Raw genomic sequence first — 21,139 nt, forward strand, 5'->3', positions numbered from 1 at the left:
TTCAGCCGCCGCGTCGTCCCGGCGCTTGAACCCCGGCCAGCAGCGCCCCGCCGGCGAGGAAGAAGGCGATCAGCACGGCCAGGCCGGCGCGCTGGCTGTCGAAGATCGTCGTCGCCAGCGCCACCAGCGTCGGCCCCATGAAGGATGTGACCTTCCCCGAGAGCGCAAACAGCCCGAAGAACTCGCCGACGCGGCCCTCGGGCGCGATCCGCGCCATCAGGCTGCGTGAGGAGGCCTGCAAGGGCCCGGCGACGAGGCCGATCAGCAGCCCAAGGCCGAGATAGACCCGCTCAGGCAGCGAGGCGAAGAGGCCGTCGCCCGCCGTGGCGGGAGCGGCTGGGACCAGGAAGAGGATATGGTCCGCCCCGAGCGAGAGGATGCCGAGGCAGGCGAATAGCAGGCAGGCGATCGCGCCCAGCACCACGGGCTTACCGCCGATCGCATCGTCGAGCTTGCCGCCGAGCCAGGCGCCGAGCGTGCCGGTGACGGTGAGCAGGATGCCGAAGATGCCAAGCTCGATGGTCTGCCAGCCGAAGACGCCGGCGGCGTAGATGCCGCCAAAGGCGAAGAGTGCGACCAGCGCATCCTGATAGATCATATTGGCGAGCAGGAAGCGCCCGAGCGAGGGCAGGCGCGGCAATTCGGCGAGCGTGGCTTTCAGGCGGCCGACGCCACCCTTGGCCGCTTCGCCGAGCCGCATGCCGGTCTTGGCCGAATCCGGCGTCAGCCAGAACATCGGCGCGACGAAAACGATGAACCAGAGCGCCGTGAGCGGTCCGGAGAAGCGGTCGCCCTCGCGGGCGGCGGCGTCGAGACCCAGGATCGGCGTCAGCCCTGCCAGGGTCTTGCCCGTCTGCGGGTCGGCTGCAAGCAAGGCGAGCGTGATCGCCAGGGAGAGCAGGCCGCCGAGATAGCCGATCGCCCAGCCGGTGCCCGAGAGCCAGCCCAATCGCTCCGGCGGGACGAGCCGCGTCATCATCGCATTGTTGAAGGTGGTGGCGAATTCGGCGCCGATCGTGGCGATGACGAAGCCGGCAAGCGCGATCGGCACCGCTGAGGCCGCGCCCGGCACCGCGAACCAGAGCATGCCTGAGCCGAGCACCAGCAGGGCCCCGAAGGTCGCGATCCAGGGTTTGCGCGGACCGGTGCGGTCGGCGATGCCGCCGAGCAAAGGCGAGAGCAGGGCGATGCAGAGGCCGGCGAAGCCGGTCGCATAGCCCCAGAGCGCCTGGCCCTCGATCGGGTCCGAGGCCAAAGCCGCGGCGAAGAAGGGCGCGAAGACGAAGGTCGTGATCAGGGTGAAGAAGGGTTGGGCCGCCCAATCGAAGAACAGCCAGGCCGTGACGGCGCGGCGCGGCGGATAGCTGATGGACTGCGCATCCGCGCTCGCGACGGCCAGGTTCACTGCAGCGTGGTCTCCGGGGCGCCGCCGCCGCGCGCGATCTCGATCTCGGTGATCGCGACCAGCACCTCGGCACGGTTCTTCAGGCTGGGCGCCTCCAGCAGCGCCTGTTTTTCGCGCGGGCCGAAGGGGCACATCATCGAGAGCGCGTTGACCAAAGCCTCGTTGGGCGCCTCGTTGACGCCCTTCCAGTCGATCTTGAGCTCATTGGCCTTGGCGAAGGCGCGCAGCGCCTTGAGCAGGCCGTTGCGATCGACCTCGTCCTCGCCGGCTCGGGCGGTGAAGTCGATCAGGAAATCATCATAGGAGATCCGGGCCTGGCGATAGGCCGTGGTGACCGAGAGCTCCTCGACGATCCGGAAGCGGCTGATGCCGGTCAGCGTCAGCACATAGCGGTCGTCACCGGTCTCGGCGAACTGCGTGATCCGCCCGAGGCAGCCGACCTGGAGCAGCTCGGGCTCGCCGGTCTGGCGGCCATCCTCGGGCTCGGGCTGGATCATGCCGATGACGCGATGGGTGCGGATCGCGTCGTCGACCATGGCGAGGTAGCGCGGCTCGAAGATATTGAGCGGCATCTGCCCGCGCGGCAGGAGCAGGGCGCCGGCCAGCGGGAAGACAGGGATCACCAGCGGGCAATCCTCGGCTCCGTTGTAGACGGCATTCATGCCCATCTGCGGTGGTTCCTTGATACTTACGAGAAGAGCAGGGTCGAGAGCTTGCGGCGGCCGGCCTGGCTGTTTTCGTCCATCGGGCCCCAGGCCTCGAAGAACTGCAGCAGCTGCTTGCGCGCGCCATCGTCGTTCCAGGCTCTATCGGCCTTGATGATGGCGATCAGATGATCGACCGCCTCCTCGCGCCGGTCGCGGGCGTTCAGCGCCACGGCGAGGTCGAAGCGGGCCTGGTAGTCCTTGGGATCGGCCGCGACCTTGGCTTCCAGTTCGGCGGTGTCGCCGAGCGAGGCGGCCTGTTCGGCGAGCTCGATCGCCGCCCGCACCGCGGCGATCGCCGGGTCGGCCGCCTTGTCCTGCGGCGTCATCGCCAGGATGCCCTTGGCGCCTTCGAGATCGCCGATGTCGAGATGCAGGCGGGCGAGGCCGGCGATGGCGGCGAGATTCTCGGGCTCGAGTTCAAGCACCCCGGCATAGAGCTCGCTCGCACCAGCGGTGTCGCCGGCCTCGATGGCGCCTTGCGCGGCCGCGATCAACTCCTCGGCCTCGCCCGGCCCCACCGGCCCGACCAGCTTCTCGATGAAGGCCTTGACCTGGCTTTCGGGCTGCGCGCCCATGAAACCGTCGATCGGCTGGCCCTGCTTGAAGGCGATCACGGCGGGAATCGACTGGATGCCGAGCTGGCCGGGGATCTGCGGATGCTCGTCGATGTTCATCTTGACGAGCTTGACCTTGCCCTTGGCGTCCTTGACCGCCTTCTCGATGATCGGCGTCAATTGCTTGCAGGGGCCGCACCAGGGCGCCCAGAAATCGACGAGCACGGGCTGCGTCATCGATTCGGTCACGACATCCTGGCGGAACGCTTGCGTCGTGGTGTCCTTGATCAGGCCGGGTTGTTCGGCCGCATCGCCATTGACCAGCATGGGTCGTCCTTCGTCGCTATCAGGTCGTCGGAATCAGGTGGACCGGGCCATCGCCGCAATCCCGCCCATAGATGGGGAGGCTGAGCGCTTCTGTCCATCGGGAGGCAAGAGCATGATGCGAAAAAGTGGAAGCCGGTTTTCGCATTGATATTGCTCTCATGCGTTCGGTCCATCCGAAATCAGCGGGCTCCAGTGCCGGATGGCTTTTGCGCCCGTTTGGAACCTCTAGCCCTCATCCTGAGGAGCCGCGAAGCGGCGTCTCGAAGGATGCTCCAGATGGTTCGGGAGCCTCCTGGAGCATCCTTCGAGACGCGCTCCTTGCGGAGCGCTCCTCAGGATGAGGGCTGAGGGGTTTGCCGAACGGTGTCTTGGTGGGAACCACGCCGTCATTCCGGGCTCAGACCTGTGGCCTGCCCCGCAATAACGGCGTGGTTCGCGCTGACATCGTCCGGCACCGGCAAATCGACGATCATAGGCTCATGGCCGGTGCCGCGCAGGAAGGCGAGCATGTCATCGCGGCCGATGCGCAGCGTCGCGGTGTTGATCAGCGGGTGGAAATTCATCTCGCCACCGGTCATCAGATTGGCGTCGAGCACCATGGTGACCTCGTGGGCGCGGTCGTTGATCACGGCAAAGGCGGTGACCGAGCCCGGCGTGACGCCGAGCTTCTCCAGCAGCAATTGCGCCGAGCCGAAGGACAGCCGCCCGCTCGCGCCGATCACCTCATGCAGGCGCTTCAGGTCGATGCGGGCGTTCTCGCGCGCCGAGACCAGGAAGAGCCGGCCCTTCTTGTCCTTCAGGAACAGGTTCTTGGAGTGCAGGCCGGGCACCTTGCCGCGCAGCGTCGCCGATTCCTCGACCGTGAACACGGCCTGATGGTCGAGCCGGTGGAAGGAAAGGCCCTGGGCGGAGAGATGGGCGCAGAGTTCGTCTGGCGTCAGGGGTATCATCACGGCCTCGTTGCGGCTGGCGCATTCCAGCTCAGCGACCACATGAGCGATTGCGCCAGCGGCGTCCACAGTCCCACAGGCAACCCAGCCTTGCGCAGGCCTTCGCCGACCCAGACATTGCAACTGCGCAACAGCCAGAAGCGATCGCGCCCGCGCAGGAACGCATCGCCCAGGCCGTGGCTGAGCCCTTCCAGCACGATCGGCGACCCGCTGGGCCCATATTGCAGGCTCTGCTCGATATGATCGACGAGGGCCTGGTAGCCGGCTTGCGTGACATCGAAGGTGAGCAGGTTCGGGCCCGGCCGGATGGCTGCGACCGGCTGCACATGCACGACCGAGGCGTCGAAGGCGGCGGCTTTCAGGAGCAGGCGCGGCGAAAGGTCGGTGATCGCGCCGAGTTCGGTATAGGCGCTCTGCGAGCCCCAGCCGAAGGCGATCATCGGCGCGTCCGCCGATTCGCGCGTGATCGGGGATGCCTCAAGCAGCGGCCGCCAGTCCCTGGTCGCGGTGACTGATGGCACCAGGATATCGGTATGAAAGCCGTTGGTCGCGACGTGGATTGTCACGGCATCGCCTGGGGAGGGTTGCGCGCCCGAGCCATAGGGCAGCGCGCCGAGAAGCAGGGCTATTCCCGATGCCAGCATCAAGGCAAGCAAGCCCACCAGCCCGTTGCGCACAGCGCGAAGCGGCGCGTTCAAGCCTTTGTCGGTTCGGCTGGATGTCGCATTTATCGTCATAATTTCAATGATTTACTGCCGCGTTGCGCATGGTCGATAGGGCGCAGCGCGGTTCTTATTCGAGGTCATGCGCGAAGATTTGCAACAAGAGGCTTGCACTGGGTCCGGCTTTGAGGCAATAAGCCGGCCTCGCGCCGGAAACGACGCGACCATGTCCGGACGCGGGAGTAGCTCAGGGGTAGAGCACAACCTTGCCAAGGTTGGGGTCGAGGGTTCGAATCCCTTCTCCCGCTCCAGGACATCTTAGCATTGAAGACTGCCGAAGGCGCCGGGTTTCCCGGCGCTTTTTGCGTTTTGGGCCGTGGCCCTCCGCGGCCTTTCCGAAATGCCGCGAAAGTCCGTGGTTGCCGTATGGTTACATGGTCAGCTTCGCGCCGTAAGCAGTAGTTGGCACATCGCCAGAAAGCGGACGTCCACATCCGCATGCTTCGGGGGCAATCCTGACCCAGTTGCGGCCCGTGACAGCCGCCTACGCGGACGTTCGCCCGTGCCAAATATGCAAACAGGCCCGGCCGCAGGAGCGTGCCCGTGACCGGTAGAAGACAGAGTTACAAACTTCGTGGCAGGCTCATTGCTGAGCCAGAATCATTATTGCGCTGACGACTAGGACGATTATCGCTCGAAAAACGGTGCGCTACTTCTCGTTCATCGGCAATCCGCCGGAACGGAAGGACGACGACCATGAAAACCTGGTTCATCACCGGCGCATCCCGGGGCTTCGGGGCCCTCGTCGCCAAGCTTGCGTTGGACAATGGTGACGCAGTCGTCGCCACTGCTCGCGACCCTCAATCGGTCACGGCTTCGCTCGGCGAGCATCCCAGTCTTCTGGCGGTTGCGCTCGACGTGACCGACGAAAGCCAAGCCTTGGTCGCCGCTGACCAGGCCATAAAGCGGTTCGGCAGGATCGATGTCCTCCTCAACAATGCCGGGTTCGGCCTTCTGGGAGCGGTCGAGGAAGCGACGAGCACCGAGATCGAGGCGCTCTATCGGACGAACGTCTTTGGCCTGCTGAACGTCACTCGCGCCGTGCTGCCACATATGCGCGCCGCTCGAAGCGGGCGGATCTTGAATATCTCTTCCATCGGCGGCTATCGCAGCGGGGCCGGTTTTGGCGTGTATTGCTCGACGAAGTTCGCCGTCGAAGGCCTTTCCGAGGCGCTCGCCGCCGAGCTGGAGCCGCTCGGCATCAAGGTCACGATCATCGAGCCCGGCTATTTCCGGACCGACTTCCTCGACGCGCGCTCGCTGAGCGTCAGCGAGTCGCGGATCGCGGACTATGACGGGACGGCCGGACTGGTCCGAGAGCACGCCGCCGGCCTGAGCCATCGCCAGCCAGGCGATCCTGCCAAGCTCGCCAAGGCGATCCTGACGCTCGCCGGATCGGCCAATCCGCCCCTTCGCATGCCCTATGGCAGCGACACGGTCGCCGCGATCGAGGCGAAGAACGCCTTCGTGGCCGGCGAGCTCGCGCTATGGCGTGAGGCCTCCATCAGTACCGACTTCGCAGTCGCAGCCTGAGCCACGCCGTCCGCCTCAAGGCGAAGGCCTTCCGAGGCCCCCCCTTTCACTCCTCCATCGACAGAGACGGCGCCGCGCGACCCGTCGCCGCACAGGAGATCTGACATGTGTTCGAGCTTGGCAGACCTGCACCGGTTCACAAGCCTCGGACGCTTGTCCGGCCTCGTCGCGGCGGCCAGTCATGCTTTTCTTAAAAGGCCTCGCTACGCGATTGCACCGACGGTCCATGGGCCGGCCCTCATCGTCATCAGCGACGGCAAGCCCAGCGACATCGTCCTGGGAGACGACGAGCGGGCACTGCGGGCCTATCTCACTGGCCATGTTCCGCACGCTGCACCCGCAGGCTCTATGCCGGTCTTCTGGGATATCGGGATCGAGGTTTTGATCGCCCTTGATGAGGCCGTCGTCCCGAATGGGCTGGACCGGGAGGCTGTCGGGCCTTGGCTGGGAGATACGATCCTTCGTCGGTTTCGGGACGAGCGCACCAGCTCCGGTGAGCCGACAGGCGACACTCGCCACTGAGCTTTGGCGCTCTGGCGACCCGGCTAACGCGATCTAGCAACTCCTAACCTGACGGCCGCGACGGCAGCCTGCATGCTGATACGTGGCGCCTTCGGGCACGAAAGGAATGACGGCCGATGTTGATCCAGGTGAACGGCAGCAGGCGCGAGGCGGATGTCGACCCTGACACGCCGCTGCTTTGGGTGCTGCGAGACGTTTTCGGACTGACCGGCACGAAGTTCGGCTGCGGTATCGCGATGTGCGGCGCCTGCACCGTTCACGTGGGCGGTCAGCCCAGGCGCGCCTGCGTCACGCCCGTCGGCGATATCGGCGAGCAACCGATCCTGACGATAGAGGCACTCGAGGGCAGCACGACGGGCCAAGCCTTGCAGAAGGCCTGGCTGGCGGTCGACGTGGTCCAGTGCGGCTATTGCCAGTCAGGGCAGCTCATGCAGGCAGCGGCGCTGCTCGAAGCCAAATCCACCCCAGACGACGCCGACATAGACGCCGCCATGTCGGGCAACATCTGCCGTTGCGGGACCTACGGGCGGATACGCGCCGCCATCAAGCAGGCCGCCGCCGACCTTCCGCTTCCGGCCAAGGCTCCCTGACATGAACGCGCCCAATTCTGCTTTTGCGCCGACCCGCCGCGCCCTCCTTGCCATCGCCGCTGGCTTTGCGGGCGAACTCGCGCTGGGCTTCCGTCTCTCAGACAAGACCGCCATGGCGCAATCGGCGGACGCGTCGTCGTTTCGGCCCAACAGCGTCGTCCGAATCGATCGCGATGGCACGGTCACCCTCGTCGTCCCCTATGCCGAGATGGGGCAAGGTGCGCTGATGTCGGTCGCGATGCTGGTTGCCGAGGAGCTGGAGATCGAGCCATCCGCCGTGAAAATCGAACACGCGATCGGCGATAACGTGCTCTACGCCAGCCCTTTGCTGGGCGAGCAGATCACGGGCGGTTCACTCAGCCTGCGCGGCGCCTGGAAGCCGATGAGGCAAGCGGGGGCGGCAGCACGTATGATGCTGGTCGAGGCGGCGGCGCGCAGCTGGTCTGTCCCCGCTGTCGCCTGTCATGCCGAGGCGGGCCGGGTCGTACATCCTGCAAGCGGCCGCCGGGTCAGCTATGGAGCTCTCGTCGAAGTCGCCCGCACATTGGCGGTTCCTCAGGATCCGCCGCTCAAAGCCGGAACGCTACGGGTCATCGGCAAGACCCTGCCGCGCATCGACTCCCCGGCGAAGGTCAACGGATCGGCGATCTTCGGAATCGACGTCCGGTTGCCGGGAATGCGCTATGCGAGCGTCATGGCCTGCCCGGTGTTCGGCGGGACCCTGAGGCGCGTCGACCACGCGCCGGCACTGGCGGTGCGGGGGGTTCGGAAGGTGGTCGAACTTGCCAATGCGATCGCCGTCGTCGCCGACCATACGGGCGCGGCTCGGAAGGGTCTCGCGGCTTTGAAGCCGGAATGGTCGGACAGCGCAAATGCGTCACTGGACACCGCCGGACTGGTCGCGACATGCGACGCGGCGCTCGGAACACAGGGACTGATCGCAGAGACCAAGGGCGAGCCGGCGCGCGCGATGAGCGCAGCCAAGATGACTTACGAAGCGGACTTCCGCCTGCCGATGCTTGCCCACGCCGCCCTGGAGCCATTGTGCTGCACGGCGCATGTCCGGCCTGGTTCATGCGAGATCTGGGTTGGCAGCCAGGCACCGGGCCGGGCTCGCAACGACGTCGCGAAGGCGCTGAATCTTCCGGCCGAAGCGGTGCGGGTCAACAACCACCTCATCGGTGGTGGCTTCGGGCGCCGGCTCCAGTCGGAATGGATCACGCAAGCCGCGCTCATCGCGCGACAGGTCGATGCGCCGGTCAAGGTGACCTGGAGCCGCGAGGAGGACATGCGGCAGGGCTCCTACCGCTTCCACAACCACAGTCGGGTCAAGGTCGGGCTGGACGAGCGCGGCATGCCGGTGAGCTGGGACCACCGCATTGTCGGCCCGGCCGTGATGGCCTGGTTCCTGCCGGGCTATTTCAGGAACGGCATCGATCTCGACGTCACGGGCGGCGCGTACGGTCCCTATGTCCTGCCGAACCTGTCCGTGGATTTCGTTCGCAACGACCCGCCGAGCGGCCTTCTGGTCGGGAACTGGCGGGGTGTGGGCGACACCCGCAACGGCTTCATCGTCGAATCGGTCGTCGACGAGCTGGCCCATCGGGCCGACCGCGACCCGGTGGACTACCGACGGGCCTTGCTGGAGCCTGGTTCGCGCATGCTGGCGGTTCTCGATCGTGCGGCCAAGGAAAGCGGCTGGGACGGAGCCTTGCCGCGCAACAGCGCTCGCGGCGTCGCGATCCTTTCGGCGTTCGGGAGCCACATCGCGCTCGTCGCGCAGGTCGACATGAACGAGCAGGGGCGCATCCGCGTACCCCGCATGACCTGCGTCGTCGACTGCGGCCGCGCGGTCAATCCCGGCATCGTCAGGCAGCAGATAGAAGGCGGTATCATCTTCGGGCTGAGTGCCGCGCTCTACGGCAAGATTACGGTCCGCAACGGCCAGGTCGAGCAGTCCAATTTCCACGACTACCCAGTCGTGCGCATGAACGAGGCGCCAACGATCGAGGTGGTTGTCATGGACAGCCGAGAGGAACCCGGAGGCGTCGGGGAGCCCGGTACGGCGGTCGTTGCTCCGGCAGTGCTCAATGCCATCCGCAGCATCACCGGGAAACGCCTCCTCGCTCTCCCGCTCGATCCCGCCATGGTGCAGACAGCATGACCACCCAACCAGCATGGCTCCGCTCCAACACGGCCCGCACGGCCTTGATCGGTCTCGTCGCGGCAGCGGCGGCGTTGTTCGGCATCGAACTGCTGCAGTCCGATAATGCCAGCGCTCAGCCAGGGTCGAAGACGCTCCAGGATTCCGCCAGCTTTGCGTCGATCGCTGACGCGAACCAGCGCTCGATCGCCTTGTTCACGGAGGTGGGCAAGGTGCTTCAGCATCCACGCTGCATGAACTGCCACCCCGCCACCCGCCGACCGACGCAGGCCGAGAACCTGCATCCCCATGTTCCGCCGATGTTTGCGGGCGACATGGGCACAGGGGCGCCAGGGTTGCCCTGTTCCACCTGTCATCGCCAGGAGAACACGGCCACGCTCAGCGCCGGCATCAAGACCATTCCCGGCGCGCCCCATTGGGGGCTCGCGCCAGCTTCCATGGCCTGGCAGGGTCGAACGCTCGGTCAGATCTGCGAGCAGATCAAGGACCCGGGTCGGAATGGCGGGCGCTCGCTCGCGCAGATCAAATCCCACTTGGCCGAGGACCACCTCGTCGGCTGGGCGTGGCATCCGGGCGACGGCCGTGAGCCCGCACCGGGCACGCAGGCGCAGTTCGGGGCGCTGATCGAAGCCTGGATCGCCACCGGCGCAAACTGCCCGTCCGGCTGAGGTTGTCCGTGGCTCCACTTACCGAGCCGGTCCACTCGCCTTCTCCCGCCGCCGCCCACCTGAAGCGGCGGCAGAAGGCGTTCCAACGATATTGTGCGAGCCCGAGGCCTTCTGGCTCTGCTAGTCTCTGATCCCTCGTTCAAACGGGCCGATGAGACAGCGCGGTCAGGAGCAGATGAGATGAGGCCCGATCGCGGCGCATCCCGATATGACTACGGCTTCGGCGATCATCGTCTCTTCTCGGCGGAGCGCCGGGTCGAGCGGAAAGGCGTCCCCGTCAAGCTCGGCGCGCGCGGATTCGACCTTCTGCGCCTTCTCGTCGAGAACGCCGGCCGCACCGTTTCGAAACCGGAGATCTGGGCGCAGGTCTGGTCGGGGATTCCCGTCGGCGAGGGCAGCCTGCGATTTCAGTTGGTCGAACTCCGCCGCCATCTCGGCGAGACGAGCGACAACGCCTTCATCGCGACCGTGCCGGGACAGGGCTACTGCTTCGTGGCGCCCGTCACGCCGATCGATCGGCAGGCAGCCTATCAAGGCCCCGCGCCGACGGACGATCGATCGATCCGATTACCGTCCCGATTGGCCCGCGCCATCGGGCGCGAAGCCGAGCTTTCGGAATTACTCGATCGCATGCGTTCGCGACGATTCGTGACAATCGTTGGAACGGGCGGCATCGGGAAGACGACCCTTGCCGTCGCGGCAGCGCACGCGTTCGCATCCGAGTTCGCAGGCGACATCCACTTCATCGATCTGGGCGCGATCCAAGACGATGCGCTTATCAAAAGTGCGATCGCGTCGGCGATCGGGCTTGCCGTGCAACGGGCCGATCCGATGCCGGACATCGTCGCGCGGCTTCGTCTTCGAGAGGCGTTCCTCATCCTCGACAGCGTCGAGCACCTGATCGGCGCCGCGGCGGAGATCGTCGAGCGCCTCGTCGATGACGTGCCGACCGTACGACTACTTGCGACCAGCAGAGAGGCCATTCGGCTCGAGGAGGAGTGCGTCTATCCGCTTTTGCCCTTCGAACTGCCGACCCCGGAGCAAGAGACGACGCTCGACGGCGTATTGTCGAATCCGGCGGCGCGCCTCTTCGTCGAAAGAGCGGCCGCAGCGGGCAGCAGACGCAGGCTGGTCGATACGGACGCCGCGCTGATAGCCGGCATCTGCCGCCAACTCGATGGCATCGCGCTGGCAATCGAGCTCGCCGCCGGACGGCTGCCGACATATGGACTGGAGGCGCTCGCCGGGTTGCTCAGAGGGCAGCTCGCGCCGCTACGGGGCGGCAGGAGGACGGCGGCGCGCCGCCATCGAACACTGACGGAGACGATCGCCTGGAGCTACGATCTGCTCGATGGCCCCGCGCAGGTCGTACTCCGCATGCTGGCCGTCTTTGTCGGCCCCTTCAGTTTGGCAGCCGCCTGTGCCGTTGCATCGGATGGCGAGGCCGATAAATGCGACGTCGAGCGCATCCTGGACGACCTCGTCGCCCAGTCGCTGGTTTCGGTAAGCGGACACGACGGAGCCAGGCGCTTCCGCCTGCTCGACACGACGCGAGCCTATCTGCTGGCCGAGGCGTCGGGGGACGAACTCCAGGCCGCGGCGCGGCGGCACGCGATCTATTTTGCCGAATTTCTGCGCTGGTCCGACATGCGGGTCGCGCCCGATCCCCTACGTCAGTCCGCCGACGAGGACGACATCCCCAATGTAAGAGCCGCTCTCGATTGGTGCTTCGGCCCGCATGGCGTTCCTCGCGTCCTGACCCCTCTCGCGGTCGGCAGTGCCCGCCTCTTTCTGACGCTCTCGCTGCTCGCGGAATGCCGCTCAGTCTGCGAAGCCACGCTCGCCCGGCTCGATCCGGAGGAGATCGGGTCCAGGGCAGAAATGGGTCTCCAGACCGCACTGGCTCAGGCGCTGATGTACTCCAGCGGGAATAGCGAGCACACCAAAGGGGCCTTCGAAAGGGGCCTCGCACTCGCAAGTAAATTCGGGGAACGCCGACAACAGCTGGAGATCCTTGCGGATCTCCATGTGCTGTACTGCCGGCGAGCGGACTTCATCCAAGGTCTCGTCGTCGCGCAAAACAGCTTCGCGATCGCCCGGACGATGTCCGATCCGCTGGCGCTGGCCGCCTCTCATCTGTCGCTGGGCGTTTCGCTGCATCAGGTCGGGCAACTTGACTCCGTCGCGGCGCATCTCGACGAGGCCATCGGGCTGGTCGAGGCCGATGCCTCGCATGCCGGCTACGCCTCCTATTCGACCCATCCCAATCGTGCCCGCATCATTCGGGCGCATGCGTTGTGGCTCCGGGGCTACCCGGATCGAGCAGCGGCGATGGCACGCGCTTCGGTGCGCGAGGTGGATTCGTCACAGTTCAAGCTCCATCGGGCCGTCGCACTGAGTGGCATCCCGCCGATCTTCATTTGGCGTGGCGACTGGGGGGAGGCGCTGAACTACATCAAGCGCCTCGAGGACGCGGCCGAGCACGGTACGCTTCGCCCCTATGCCGCGCTCGCTGGCGCGTTCAGGGGCGAGGTCGCGATCGCGACAGGAGATCCGGAGGGCGGTGTCGCGCAGATCAGGTCGGCAATGCGGGGTCTCGATGACGCGCATTATCGCCTTTTCACTGCGCCGCTCATGATCGCCACGGCGCAGGGTCTGCTCGCTTGCGGAGAGGCCGGGCAGGCGCGAGACGTCATCGAGTCCTGCGAACAACTCGCGATCGACAGTGGAAGCGCGCTGCACCTCCCGGAGATCTTTCGCGTGAAGGCAGACATCCTGCTCGTGTCGGAACCCGGCAGTGCGAACCCCGAGGCGCTTCTCGACCGTGCGATTGCCGTGGCACGCGATGTCTCGGCGCGCGGCTGGGAACTTCGCTCGGCGACACGCTTGGCTCATCTGCGGTCACGATCAAAACGCTACGATGAGGCAGAGGCGACGCTCCGACCGGTCTATAAGGCATTCGACGAGGGCCAGAGAACCGTCGATGTCGAGACTGCAAGGCAGGAGTTGCATTCGCTGAGGACGCGACGAGCGCGCGCGTCGGATCGCGATTGGCGCGCCCTCAGCTGAGTTTGCGTGTCGAATGCTGCGATGACATCGAAGCGCAGCATCGATGAATCACGAATAGAGCTCTTCCCAAGCCCACTCAGCTTTGGGCTGCGCGTGAAGGCCCCAGAACAGATCGGCGACCTCCTCCGCGTCCGCACTAGCCGGGCTGACTAACTTCGCCACGGTGACGACCCCGACATGGACGCCGTGGCCGCGGCTGACCTCGAACAAGCCTTGAGCCATGGCGCGGATCCCGGCCTTGCCGACGCTGAGCGTCAGCAGATCGGGATGGGGCGTGGTGGCAAGTCCCCCGCCCGTGAGCAGGATCGATCCCGAGCCACGGTCGTAGAATGCGGGTAGCGCGGCGCGAAGTGCGGCGAGAGCGCCGGTGATGTTGACGGCGACGTCGTCCTCGATCGTGTCGACGGCCAAGTCGCCCAGCGGGTCTGTGCGCAACTGCCCGTCGCTATAACGCAGTACGCCGGCATTATAGTGCAGTACGTCGATGTCGGGCGCGTAACGGGAGACCAGCGCGTCGACCGCGGCAGCATCGCGGACGTCAACGATCTCCTCGACGACGTCGGCACCGTGCCCCGACAGCGTATCCGACATGCCCTTCAGCTTGTCGGCGTTTCGAGCGGCCAGCACGACACGAAAATCCTCGCGCGCGAAGCGCTCAGCCGTGGCGAGCCCGATACCCGGACCCGCTCCGATGATGAGAACGGTTTTCGACATGATGGTTATCCTTGAATGTGAGTTGAACAGGATTGGGCCTCGTCCGGCACCTCAGGCAGCCGGAAAGTCTGCGCCCTCGGTGACGGTGGCCCAGGCGTCGAAGTCGGTCCGGAGTTCGGCGAGCTTTTCGCGCGCACCGGCGAGCGCGGCCTTGCCCAGCAGCAGCCGCAGCGGCGGCTCGGTCGCATTGACGGCCATGACGATGGCGCGCGCCGCGCGCTCGGGATCGCCCGGCTGCTGGCCGTCATAGCCGGTGATGGTGCGGCGGAAGGCACCAGCTGTATCCGCGTAATCGTCGATGAACGTGCCGGTGTGACCCGGCGAGCGGCCCGCCCAGTCCGTCCGGAACGGACCGGGCTCGACGATCAGCACTTTGATTCCGAGGGGTGCGACCTCGCGAGACAGGCTCTCCGACAGCGCCTCGACCGCGAATTTCGTAGCTGCGTAGAAACTGAGCGAGGGCAAGGCGCGCAGGCCGCCGATCGAGGATATGTTCACGATCGTGCCGGTGCGCCGGCGGCGCATGCCTGGCAGCACGGCGCGCGACATCTGCGCGAGTCCCCAGACATTGGTCTCGAACATGGCGCGCACTGCGCCGATGTCGCTTTCCTCGAAGGCGCCGAAATAACCGACGCCGGCATTGTTCACGAGTACGTCGATGCGGCCGAAGCGCGCCTCGGCCGCCTGGACGACCTCTGTGATGTCGGCTTCCCGCGTGACGTCGAGCTTGAGGACGAGGGTGCGCTCTGCGTGGCCGGTCGCGATATCCTCGATCTGCGCCGGGTTGCGGGCGGTGACGACGACGTTGTGCCCGAGCGCGACGACGTGCTGGGCCAGCGCGCGGCCGAAGCCGGTCGAGCAGCCGGTGATGAGCCATGTCTGCGGCATGGGAGGAACTCCAGATGAGTGAAGGGGATGAGGCGCGCGCCGAAGATTTCGGCGCACGAAATGGTCAGACGACCTCGGCGAGTTCGATCAGGTTGCCGAAGGGGTCGGCGATGAAGGCGAGTTTCCGACTGATGTCGTCGAGCTTGAACGGTTCGGTGACGACCGTGACGCCCCGGGCCCGCAGTGCCGCGACGCTCGCATCCATGTCGGCGACGTTGATGCAGAAATGGTGCAGGCCGGCTTGGCGCAGGCTGTCGCCGAGATCGGCATAGGTCGGAGCCGGTGTCGGCAGCGGATCGCCACCCGCCAGCAACTCGATCATGAAGTGGTCGTCATTGGGCAGCGCCAGATAGGCGAGCTTCTGGTCGGCATAGGGCCATTGGTGGACGATGCGGAAATCGAGCTTTCCGACATAAAACGCGATCGCGTCGTCGAAGGATGGCACGCGCAGCGCGACATGGTGGCCGCGCAGGTCGGCGAAGGGCGAAGCGGTGTTGCGAGCGGGCAAGGTGAAGTCGGCCATGGAAACCTCCGTCCGGTGATCGGCCGGCGGGATGCCGGCTGCAATGACGCGAAGGTGGCGCAACTCGACTTCCGCGATTAGATCGGTAATTCTTCGCATGATGCTGAATGAGGATCATCAATGCGTGCGACAGAACTCTCAGAGCTTTCCGCCTTCGACGCCGTCGCGCGGAACCTGAGCTTTCGCCGAGCCGGGGAGGAGCGCGGTGTCACGGCGTCTGCCATCAGCCATGCCGTCAGCAACCTGGAGGAGCGCGTCGGCATCCGGCTGCTCAACCGCACGACCCGCAGCGTCTCATTGACCGATGCCGGCGGGGTGCTGCACGCACAGCTCTCGCCCGCCTTCGCGGATATCGTTGCGGCGCTCGATGCCTTGAACAGCTTCCGCGACACGCCCTTCGGCAAAGTCAGGCTGAACGTGCCGAGTTCGATCGCGCCCTTTGTCCTCGGCCGTGTGATCGGTCCGTTGGTCAAGGCCAACCCGCAGCTCCAAGTCGAGATCGTGGCGACCGACCGGCTCGTCGATATCGTCGACGAGGGCTTCGATGCTGGCATCCGGCTCGGCGAAAGCCTGCGCGAGGGCATGGTGGCGGTGAAGATCCGGCCTCGACTACGCATGGCCATCGTCGGCTCACCCGCCTACTTCGCCGAGCGGCCGATGCCAATGACCCCGCGCGAACTCTCCGAGCATGTCTGCGTGCAGAACATGTATCCGAGCGGCGTCCGCTACCCGTGGGAGTTCGAGCTGAAGGGCGAGGCGATCGCCTATCACCCGACGGGGCCGATCGCGCTCGATGATCACGAGCTGATGGTCCAGGTCGCCCTGTCGGGCGCGGCACTGGCCTATGTCTGGGAGAATCGGGCCGAGCGAGAGATCCTCGACGGCCGCCTGATCCGCTGCCTCGACGAATGGTGCCCGCCCGAGGATTGGCTCTACCTCTACTATCCCAGCCGCCGGAACATGTCGGCAGGGCTTCGCGCGTTCATCGACGCGGTGAAGGCCTGATCAAGATGCAGCAAGCGCCAACTCCAGACATTCGGTCTTCCCCCCGAAGCTGACATGTCCTGCCAGGGCCAGTGCGAATACTTCGATCCAAAGCCGCAGCCAATCCCACTTGGGTTCGCCACGGAGCGTCAGTGGCTGGCCACTGCACGCTGTCGTACCTTGGGGCGTTGCAGTCAGTCCTGTGCGGTCGGGCGGATCACGATGCTGCCGACATCGACATCCGCAGGCTGCTCCAACGCGAATGCGATGCCACGGGCAATGGCCTCAGGTGGAATCGCGATGGCGGAAGAGCGCTTCTGGATCGCTGCCTTCACCGCCTCATCGGTCATGGACTCGGCGAAGTCGGTCGCGATCATCCCTGGGGAGATCTCGGTTACGCGGAGATGGGGTCCGGCTTCCTGCCGCAAGGCTTCCGTGATTGTACGCACCGCGTTCTTGGTCGCGGCGTAGACGCCCATCGTTGGCAGGATCTTGATGCCGGCGGTCGAGACGACGTTGACGACATGGCCGCTCCCCTGCCTTCCGAAGACTGGAAGGGCCGCGGCGATCCCGTAGAGGACGCCCTTGATATTGACGTCGATCATCGCATCCCAGTCATCGACCCTCAGCGCGTCGAAACGCGAGATCGGACCGATACCGGCATTGTTGACGATCACGTCGAGGCGGCCATGGCGCTCGCAGGCCAGGGCCACCAGCGCCTCCAAGTCGCCGCGCCGCGTCACGTCGGTCGGCCGGAAAAAAGCCTGACCGCCGGACTTGACGATCTCCTCCGCGAGGCTGGCGATCAGGGTCTCGCGTCGCGCGCCCAGGATGATTTTGGCGCCCCGCGACGCGAGCAGAAGCGCGGTGGCGCGACCGATTCCACTGCTAGCGCCGGTGATGACGACGACCTTGTTTTCGATGCTCATGCTCGATCTCCTCCGGCAAAGCCTAGAAGCTCATCACAGGATGATCTATGCTTGATACGCCATGATACTGTCGCGATCGTCCAATCGCCCTTCCGATCCCCTGTCTGCGGTGCTGGCAGCGCTCGGGGTACGCAGCGTGCGTCGCACGCGTTTCGAAGCTTCCGGCGATTGGGCATTGGCATTTCCAGGACAGGCGCGGCTCAAATTCGTCGCGCTGTTACGCGGAAGGTGCTTTGTCCTGCTCCCTGGCCAGCCGACCCAGCATCTGGAGACCGGGGACGTCTTCCTGATCGGCGACACGCCCTACGCCATTGCAAGCGATCCCGCGATCGCAGCGGTCGATGGCATGGCGCTTTACGAGGATCCGACCCGGGAGGTCGTCCGGTTGCGAGGCGACGAGACGGTCATGTTGGGTGGGGGGATCGCGTTCGAGAGCCGTGACGCGACGTTCCTGTTCGACGCGCTTCCCGTATTTATGCGGATAGCCAGGACGTCCCCGTCGGCAATGGCCGTCTCCCGTACCCTGGAACTCCTGCAAGCCGAGATCGGACAGGCTCGCATCGGCGGCTCGCTCATCACGGCACGCCTAGCCGAAGTCATGATCGTGGAGGCGGTCCGCGCCTACATCTCCGAGCACGGCGAGGCATGCGTCGGCTGGATCGGCGCGTTGGCAGACCGCCGGATTGGTGAGGCGCTACGGCTGATGCATGACGAGGTGGCCCGTCCCTGGACCGTTGAGATGCTCGCAGCACGCGTCGGCATGTCGCGCTCAGCCTTCTCCTCTCGCTTCACGAGCCGAGTCAGTCGCCCACCACTTGATTACCTGACCCATTGGCGCATGGTTCTCGCCCGCCAAATGTTGAGCGATGGCACCGGGAACGTCGCGAGTGTCGCGGCGCATGTTGGCTACACGTCGCAGAGCGCGTTCGGCCAAGCCTTCAGACGTGCTTTCGGACACTCGCCCAGATGGAAAGGAGATCCAGTCGCGCAGGTGTTTCCGCCCTAGCACGGGCCGCAAACCACGCCGGGCCAGTCGTCGACCGCGAACGCAGGGGGCTCGTCGAGCGAGCGCCAACTAGCGGAAGCTGGATCCTCGCCAGGAAGCGCAGACCTTCCGCGCTGCCGGGTCGAAAGGCCGCTCCCGACCCGATCTCGGATGCGTATGAGGTTCGCTTTCGACCGTGTTATCGTTTCGCGACAGCGACCAAGGCCGAGGAGGGAACAGGGAGTACCGACCGGTCGCCAGCCATTCGCCGGACTTCATCGACTACCGCGGCCTTCTCGTCTCCGCTCAGCTCGGCCCAGTCGGGGGACATGCCGAACAGCGTATCAGGCGTGGCAAGCTGGGAGACGTCGAGCTCATAGTCGTAAGTGACGAACTCAATTTGCGCATCGCGGTAACCCGCGGCGACAAGCTCGCGAGCGAAATTGTCATGCTTGCTCAACGCAAGCATCCCCTCCGGCATCGTCATGCTCTTGCGCTCGGGGAATAGCCTCCCGCGCACCTCGCCGAGTAGCAGGAAGGTCGCTGCCCCGCGATCTTGCCAGGTCGCGACCACGCCATGCCCGCCCGGGCGCGTCACGCGGGCCATCTCCGCCAAACCCTTTCGCCAGTCGGGAAACATGATGACGCCAAAGATCGAGAAGACCGCATCGAAACCGGCGTCAGGCAGATCGAGCGACTGGCCGTCCATGACCCGCGCATCCACGTTGGGAAGCCCAGCAGCCGCGATGCGCGCTACCATGCCCGCAGAGAAATCGGTGGCAAGCACCTGCGCGCCGGTTCGTGCGGCCGCGAACGCCAGCGCGCCAGTGCCAGCTGCGACATCCAACACGCGCTTGTCAGGCGACAGCTTCACCCTTGCCAGTGCCGCTTCGGCGAAGCGTGCGGTAAACGGATGCGCGGTCTTCTCATAATGCCGGGCCGTCGCATCCCAATGATCGGCACGTTCGAACTCGCGCTTCATGTGACCTCACAAGTCATGTAACTTCATTAGTAACTTGATAGCTCTGCCTTGCCAATGCCAGGGGGGACGAGAATGATTGTGGCATGCGTTACGACAGTCGCCTTTCAAGAATGCTCCACGTGCTGCTGCACATGGCTCGCCACGACGGCCCGATGACCTCAGGCGCCATCGCTCGCATGCTGGGGACGAATCCTGTCGTGGTCCGGCGCACGATGGCTGGCCTGAAAGCGGCGGGATACGTCCACTCGGAGAAGGGCCACGGCGGGGGCTGGGCGATCGCCGCCGAGCTCGAAAAGATCTCGCTTCTCGATATACACCGGGCGGTTGGTGGCCCACGGCTTTTCGCTATCGGCAACGAGCATGCCCATCCCGAATGCGCTGTCGAGCAGGCCGTCAACAATGCGCTGGCAGACGCGCTCGCGGCGGCTGAGACGCTCTTGCTCACGCGTTTAAGTACGATCAGCCTCGCTGAGCTCGCTCGGAGCTTCGATGCAAGCTGCCTCTCGCAACCTTGCAACATCCAGCAGTATTAGAGCCTGACATGCGCTCGTCCTGTCACGGCTCGGTCACTGGGGGTTGGGCCGCTCGAATTGGCGTAAGGGATCGGCGATAGCCCGAACCCGGCTAGCGGCGCGCGGAAGTTCCAGAGGTGTTGAAAGGCGGCCCCGGCCTCTAGTCGTTCGGCCAGCCGGCCTGCCCGAACCCGGACCTTGGGAGGGTCCGCAAGGGGCCAATCTCGGTCACGTTGAGCTATTTTACCAATGCAGGCCATTCTGCCTTACGCATTGTCGCCCTATGGCTCCCCCCAATCGCCCGCCCGATCGCAATGCACTCCGCCGTATCGAGCCGCCGCTTCTCCGTCTCGTATTTCGACACGAATGTCTGCCGCTGCTCGATGCGCGCCGCCAGTTGAGCATGTGCGACGCCAGCATCCCTGCGCGCCTGGACCAGCGTCGTGAACAGAATTCTGCAAAATTCGGGGTGGGCTGAAGCCAAAGAGGGCACCCAATGCGGGCGGACCGGCAACCCGAATGCCGCCCACCCCCAAAACCGGCCGGTCCGCCTAATAATGAAACGTCCAGAGCGGGCTCTCGCTCAGCCCCTTCAGCGCCTCGACCGCATCCGGGCGCTCGCGTGCCGGCGGTGATCCGCGATCAGACGTCCGCCGATATGTGCCTCCAGCATTTCGGCGGACGTCTTGTCGATCACGGGCGTCTTGTCGGTCGCGATTGGCGCCGACCACGACCCGGTCTTCAGGAATTGTCCTGCAGGCGCCCCGCGCTGCCATGTAGCTTGGTCAGGATGACATCCAAGGCGCGCCGCTCCTCGGCATCCAGAACGCTGGTGAATTCAGCCTCGAGCGCGCGCGCCATCGGCAGGATCCTGCCGTAAACATCGCCCCCCTTGCGGGTCAGGTTCAGCATCTGCGCGCGTTTGTCCTCGGGGTGCGGCTTTTGCTGAACGAGGCCGAGATCCACCAGCCGGCCGGCTGCGCGGCTGACCTTTACGGGGTCCATCTCGGTGCGGGCGATGATTTCCTTCGTCGAGCATCTGCTCAACTCGCCGAGCACGGCCATCACCCGCCATTCGGGGATGCCGAGGCCGAAGGCGGCGCCGTAGCGTGCTCCGAAGGCGCGGCTGATGCGCTCGGCCAGGATGGAGAATCGGTAGGGCAGGAAACGCGCCAGCACCAGCGGCTCGTCCGAAGCAGCAGACATATCCGGATCCTTCCCATCGCCCCTCTGGGAAAATGTCCGGTCAGGCGGCTTGTTTGATTTCATATGAAATGATATTAACCGGTCGGGATATTGATATCGTATCCAACGTTTCCAGTTGCACCTAGGGGGAAGTCGTGGCGTGCGACGGCACAGCGCAGGATCCGGATCGCTCGGGCCTCCCAGCAGATACCGCGCATTCGGGCGG

Annotated in this window: 20 protein-coding genes and 1 tRNA gene; 10 read left to right on the forward strand and 11 right to left on the reverse strand. The window is 65.4% G+C overall.

What is annotated here, in order from left to right; all coding sequences use genetic code 11:
• Position 1: 1 nt before the first annotated feature.
• The 5 genes from J2Y55_RS23015 to J2Y55_RS23035 form a co-directional block, all read right to left on the reverse strand.
• Positions 2-1,405 (reverse strand): MFS transporter, encoded by a 1,404-nt coding sequence (locus tag J2Y55_RS23015; RefSeq protein WP_310158288.1) that lies wholly within the window; start codon positions 1,403-1,405, stop codon positions 2-4.
• The gene (locus J2Y55_RS23020; RefSeq protein ID WP_310158289.1) at positions 1,402-2,073 is read right to left on the reverse strand and encodes an LON peptidase substrate-binding domain-containing protein; all 672 of its coding nucleotides are present in this window, start codon (positions 2,071-2,073) and stop codon (positions 1,402-1,404) included. Before J2Y55_RS23020 ends, J2Y55_RS23015 begins: the two co-directional genes overlap by 4 nt.
• Before the next feature lie 20 nt (positions 2,074-2,093).
• Entirely contained in the window at positions 2,094-2,993 is a 900-nt protein-coding gene (trxA, locus tag J2Y55_RS23025) for a thioredoxin (RefSeq protein WP_310158290.1), read from the reverse strand.
• A gap of 386 nt (positions 2,994-3,379) precedes the next feature.
• The gene (locus tag J2Y55_RS23030; RefSeq protein ID WP_310158291.1) at positions 3,380-3,943 is read right to left on the reverse strand and encodes a prolyl-tRNA synthetase associated domain-containing protein; all 564 of its coding nucleotides are present in this window, start codon (positions 3,941-3,943) and stop codon (positions 3,380-3,382) included.
• Complete coding sequence (locus J2Y55_RS23035; RefSeq protein WP_310158292.1) at positions 3,943-4,641, reverse strand: DUF2459 domain-containing protein; 699 nt, start codon at positions 4,639-4,641, stop codon at positions 3,943-3,945. Before J2Y55_RS23035 ends, J2Y55_RS23030 begins: the two co-directional genes overlap by 1 nt.
• 200 nt (positions 4,642-4,841) lie before the next feature.
• Here J2Y55_RS23035 and J2Y55_RS23040 point away from each other — a divergent pair.
• The 7 genes from J2Y55_RS23040 (at position 4,842) to J2Y55_RS23070 (ending at position 13,211) form a co-directional block, all read left to right on the forward strand.
• Positions 4,842-4,916 (forward strand) — tRNA-Gly (locus J2Y55_RS23040).
• Between the two features lie 445 nt (positions 4,917-5,361).
• Positions 5,362-6,198, forward strand: a complete 837-nt coding sequence (locus J2Y55_RS23045; RefSeq protein WP_310158294.1) for an oxidoreductase — start codon at positions 5,362-5,364, stop codon at positions 6,196-6,198.
• Positions 6,199-6,303: 105 nt separating this feature from the next.
• Positions 6,304-6,720: a hypothetical protein gene (locus tag J2Y55_RS23050; protein WP_310158296.1), complete on the forward strand. Its 417-nt coding sequence runs from the start codon at positions 6,304-6,306 to the stop codon at positions 6,718-6,720.
• A 116-nt stretch (positions 6,721-6,836) separates the two neighbouring features.
• On the forward strand, positions 6,837-7,310 hold the full coding sequence (locus tag J2Y55_RS23055) for a (2Fe-2S)-binding protein (RefSeq protein WP_310158297.1): 474 nt from the start codon (positions 6,837-6,839) through the stop codon (positions 7,308-7,310).
• A gap of 1 nt (position 7,311) precedes the next feature.
• The gene (locus J2Y55_RS23060) at positions 7,312-9,474 is read left to right on the forward strand and encodes a xanthine dehydrogenase family protein molybdopterin-binding subunit (RefSeq protein WP_310158298.1); all 2,163 of its coding nucleotides are present in this window, start codon (positions 7,312-7,314) and stop codon (positions 9,472-9,474) included.
• The gene (locus tag J2Y55_RS23065; RefSeq protein WP_404979013.1) at positions 9,471-10,142 is read left to right on the forward strand and encodes an Isoquinoline 1-oxidoreductase subunit; all 672 of its coding nucleotides are present in this window, start codon (positions 9,471-9,473) and stop codon (positions 10,140-10,142) included. The genes J2Y55_RS23060 and J2Y55_RS23065 overlap by 4 nt, the downstream gene beginning before the upstream one ends.
• Positions 10,143-10,322: 180 nt before the next feature.
• A complete protein-coding gene (locus J2Y55_RS23070; RefSeq protein WP_310158300.1) occupies positions 10,323-13,211 on the forward strand; it encodes an ATP-binding protein in 2,889 nt (962 codons plus the stop codon).
• Positions 13,212-13,259: 48 nt separating this feature from the next.
• On the opposite strand, the gene J2Y55_RS23075 is transcribed toward J2Y55_RS23070, so the two are convergent.
• The 3 genes from J2Y55_RS23075 to J2Y55_RS23085 all read right to left on the reverse strand — a co-directional run bounded on the left by J2Y55_RS23075 (position 13,260) and on the right by J2Y55_RS23085 (position 15,336).
• Positions 13,260-13,925 carry an SDR family NAD(P)-dependent oxidoreductase gene (locus J2Y55_RS23075; RefSeq protein ID WP_310158302.1) on the reverse strand — a complete coding sequence of 222 codons (666 nt, stop codon included), beginning with the start codon at positions 13,923-13,925 and terminating at the stop codon, positions 13,260-13,262.
• Positions 13,926-13,976: 51 nt separating this feature from the next.
• Entirely contained in the window at positions 13,977-14,813 is an 837-nt protein-coding gene (locus J2Y55_RS23080; protein WP_310158304.1) for an oxidoreductase, read from the reverse strand.
• Positions 14,814-14,877: 64 nt separating this feature from the next.
• Positions 14,878-15,336 carry a VOC family protein gene (locus J2Y55_RS23085; RefSeq protein ID WP_310158306.1) on the reverse strand — a complete coding sequence of 153 codons (459 nt, stop codon included), beginning with the start codon at positions 15,334-15,336 and terminating at the stop codon, positions 14,878-14,880.
• A 120-nt stretch (positions 15,337-15,456) separates the two neighbouring features.
• On the opposite strand from J2Y55_RS23085, the gene J2Y55_RS23090 reads away from it, so the two are divergent.
• Positions 15,457-16,341: a LysR family transcriptional regulator gene (locus tag J2Y55_RS23090; RefSeq protein ID WP_310158308.1), complete on the forward strand. Its 885-nt coding sequence runs from the start codon at positions 15,457-15,459 to the stop codon at positions 16,339-16,341.
• A 173-nt stretch (positions 16,342-16,514) separates the two neighbouring features.
• Here the strand turns inward: J2Y55_RS23090 and J2Y55_RS23095 are convergent, their stop codons facing one another.
• Complete coding sequence (locus J2Y55_RS23095; protein WP_310158310.1) at positions 16,515-17,249, reverse strand: SDR family oxidoreductase; 735 nt, start codon at positions 17,247-17,249, stop codon at positions 16,515-16,517.
• Between the two features lie 61 nt (positions 17,250-17,310).
• Between J2Y55_RS23095 and J2Y55_RS23100 the strand changes: the two genes are divergently transcribed.
• Positions 17,311-18,255 (forward strand): AraC family transcriptional regulator, encoded by a 945-nt coding sequence (locus J2Y55_RS23100; RefSeq protein WP_310158311.1) that lies wholly within the window; start codon positions 17,311-17,313, stop codon positions 18,253-18,255.
• Positions 18,256-18,433: 178 nt separating this feature from the next.
• Here J2Y55_RS23100 and J2Y55_RS23105 read toward each other — a convergent pair whose 3' ends face one another.
• Positions 18,434-19,216: a class I SAM-dependent methyltransferase gene (locus tag J2Y55_RS23105; protein ID WP_310158312.1), complete on the reverse strand. Its 783-nt coding sequence runs from the start codon at positions 19,214-19,216 to the stop codon at positions 18,434-18,436.
• Between the two features lie 83 nt (positions 19,217-19,299).
• Here J2Y55_RS23105 and J2Y55_RS23110 point away from each other — a divergent pair, with 83 nt between their 5' ends.
• Entirely contained in the window at positions 19,300-19,749 is a 450-nt protein-coding gene (locus J2Y55_RS23110; protein WP_310158314.1) for an Rrf2 family transcriptional regulator, read from the forward strand.
• A 720-nt stretch (positions 19,750-20,469) separates the two neighbouring features.
• Here the strand turns inward: J2Y55_RS23110 and J2Y55_RS23115 are convergent.
• Positions 20,470-20,907: a MarR family winged helix-turn-helix transcriptional regulator gene (locus J2Y55_RS23115; protein ID WP_310158315.1), complete on the reverse strand. Its 438-nt coding sequence runs from the start codon at positions 20,905-20,907 to the stop codon at positions 20,470-20,472.
• Positions 20,908-21,139 lie beyond the last annotated feature (232 nt).

The organism is Allobosea sp. BE125, assembly GCF_031456075.1.
In the GTDB taxonomy this organism is placed as follows: domain Bacteria; phylum Pseudomonadota; class Alphaproteobacteria; order Rhizobiales; family Beijerinckiaceae; genus Allobosea.

Excerpts from the sequence above, each read along its gene's own strand:
- J2Y55_RS23105 (WP_310158312.1), bottom strand. The coding sequence starts at position 19,216 with ATGAAGCGCGAGTTCGAACGTGCCGATCATTGGGATGCGACGGCCCGG.
- J2Y55_RS23070 (WP_310158300.1), top strand. The coding sequence starts at position 10,323 with ATGAGGCCCGATCGCGGCGCATCCCGATATGACTACGGCTTCGGCGAT.
- J2Y55_RS23060 (WP_310158298.1), top strand. The coding sequence starts at position 7,312 with ATGAACGCGCCCAATTCTGCTTTTGCGCCGACCCGCCGCGCCCTCCTT.
- J2Y55_RS23075 (WP_310158302.1), bottom strand. The coding sequence starts at position 13,925 with ATGTCGAAAACCGTTCTCATCATCGGAGCGGGTCCGGGTATCGGGCTC.
- J2Y55_RS23055 (WP_310158297.1), top strand. The coding sequence starts at position 6,837 with ATGTTGATCCAGGTGAACGGCAGCAGGCGCGAGGCGGATGTCGACCCT.
- J2Y55_RS23100 (WP_310158311.1), top strand. The coding sequence starts at position 17,311 with ATGATACTGTCGCGATCGTCCAATCGCCCTTCCGATCCCCTGTCTGCG.
- J2Y55_RS23095 (WP_310158310.1), bottom strand. The coding sequence starts at position 17,249 with ATGAGCATCGAAAACAAGGTCGTCGTCATCACCGGCGCTAGCAGTGGA.
- J2Y55_RS23020 (WP_310158289.1), bottom strand. The coding sequence starts at position 2,073 with ATGGGCATGAATGCCGTCTACAACGGAGCCGAGGATTGCCCGCTGGTG.
- J2Y55_RS23050 (WP_310158296.1), top strand. The coding sequence starts at position 6,304 with ATGTGTTCGAGCTTGGCAGACCTGCACCGGTTCACAAGCCTCGGACGC.
- J2Y55_RS23065 (WP_404979013.1), top strand. The coding sequence starts at position 9,471 with ATGACCACCCAACCAGCATGGCTCCGCTCCAACACGGCCCGCACGGCC.
- trxA (WP_310158290.1), bottom strand. The coding sequence starts at position 2,993 with ATGCTGGTCAATGGCGATGCGGCCGAACAACCCGGCCTGATCAAGGAC.
- J2Y55_RS23085 (WP_310158306.1), bottom strand. The coding sequence starts at position 15,336 with ATGGCCGACTTCACCTTGCCCGCTCGCAACACCGCTTCGCCCTTCGCC.
- J2Y55_RS23080 (WP_310158304.1), bottom strand. The coding sequence starts at position 14,813 with ATGCCGCAGACATGGCTCATCACCGGCTGCTCGACCGGCTTCGGCCGC.
- J2Y55_RS23030 (WP_310158291.1), bottom strand. The coding sequence starts at position 3,943 with ATGATACCCCTGACGCCAGACGAACTCTGCGCCCATCTCTCCGCCCAG.
- J2Y55_RS23090 (WP_310158308.1), top strand. The coding sequence starts at position 15,457 with ATGCGTGCGACAGAACTCTCAGAGCTTTCCGCCTTCGACGCCGTCGCG.
- J2Y55_RS23110 (WP_310158314.1), top strand. The coding sequence starts at position 19,300 with ATGCGTTACGACAGTCGCCTTTCAAGAATGCTCCACGTGCTGCTGCAC.
- J2Y55_RS23045 (WP_310158294.1), top strand. The coding sequence starts at position 5,362 with ATGAAAACCTGGTTCATCACCGGCGCATCCCGGGGCTTCGGGGCCCTC.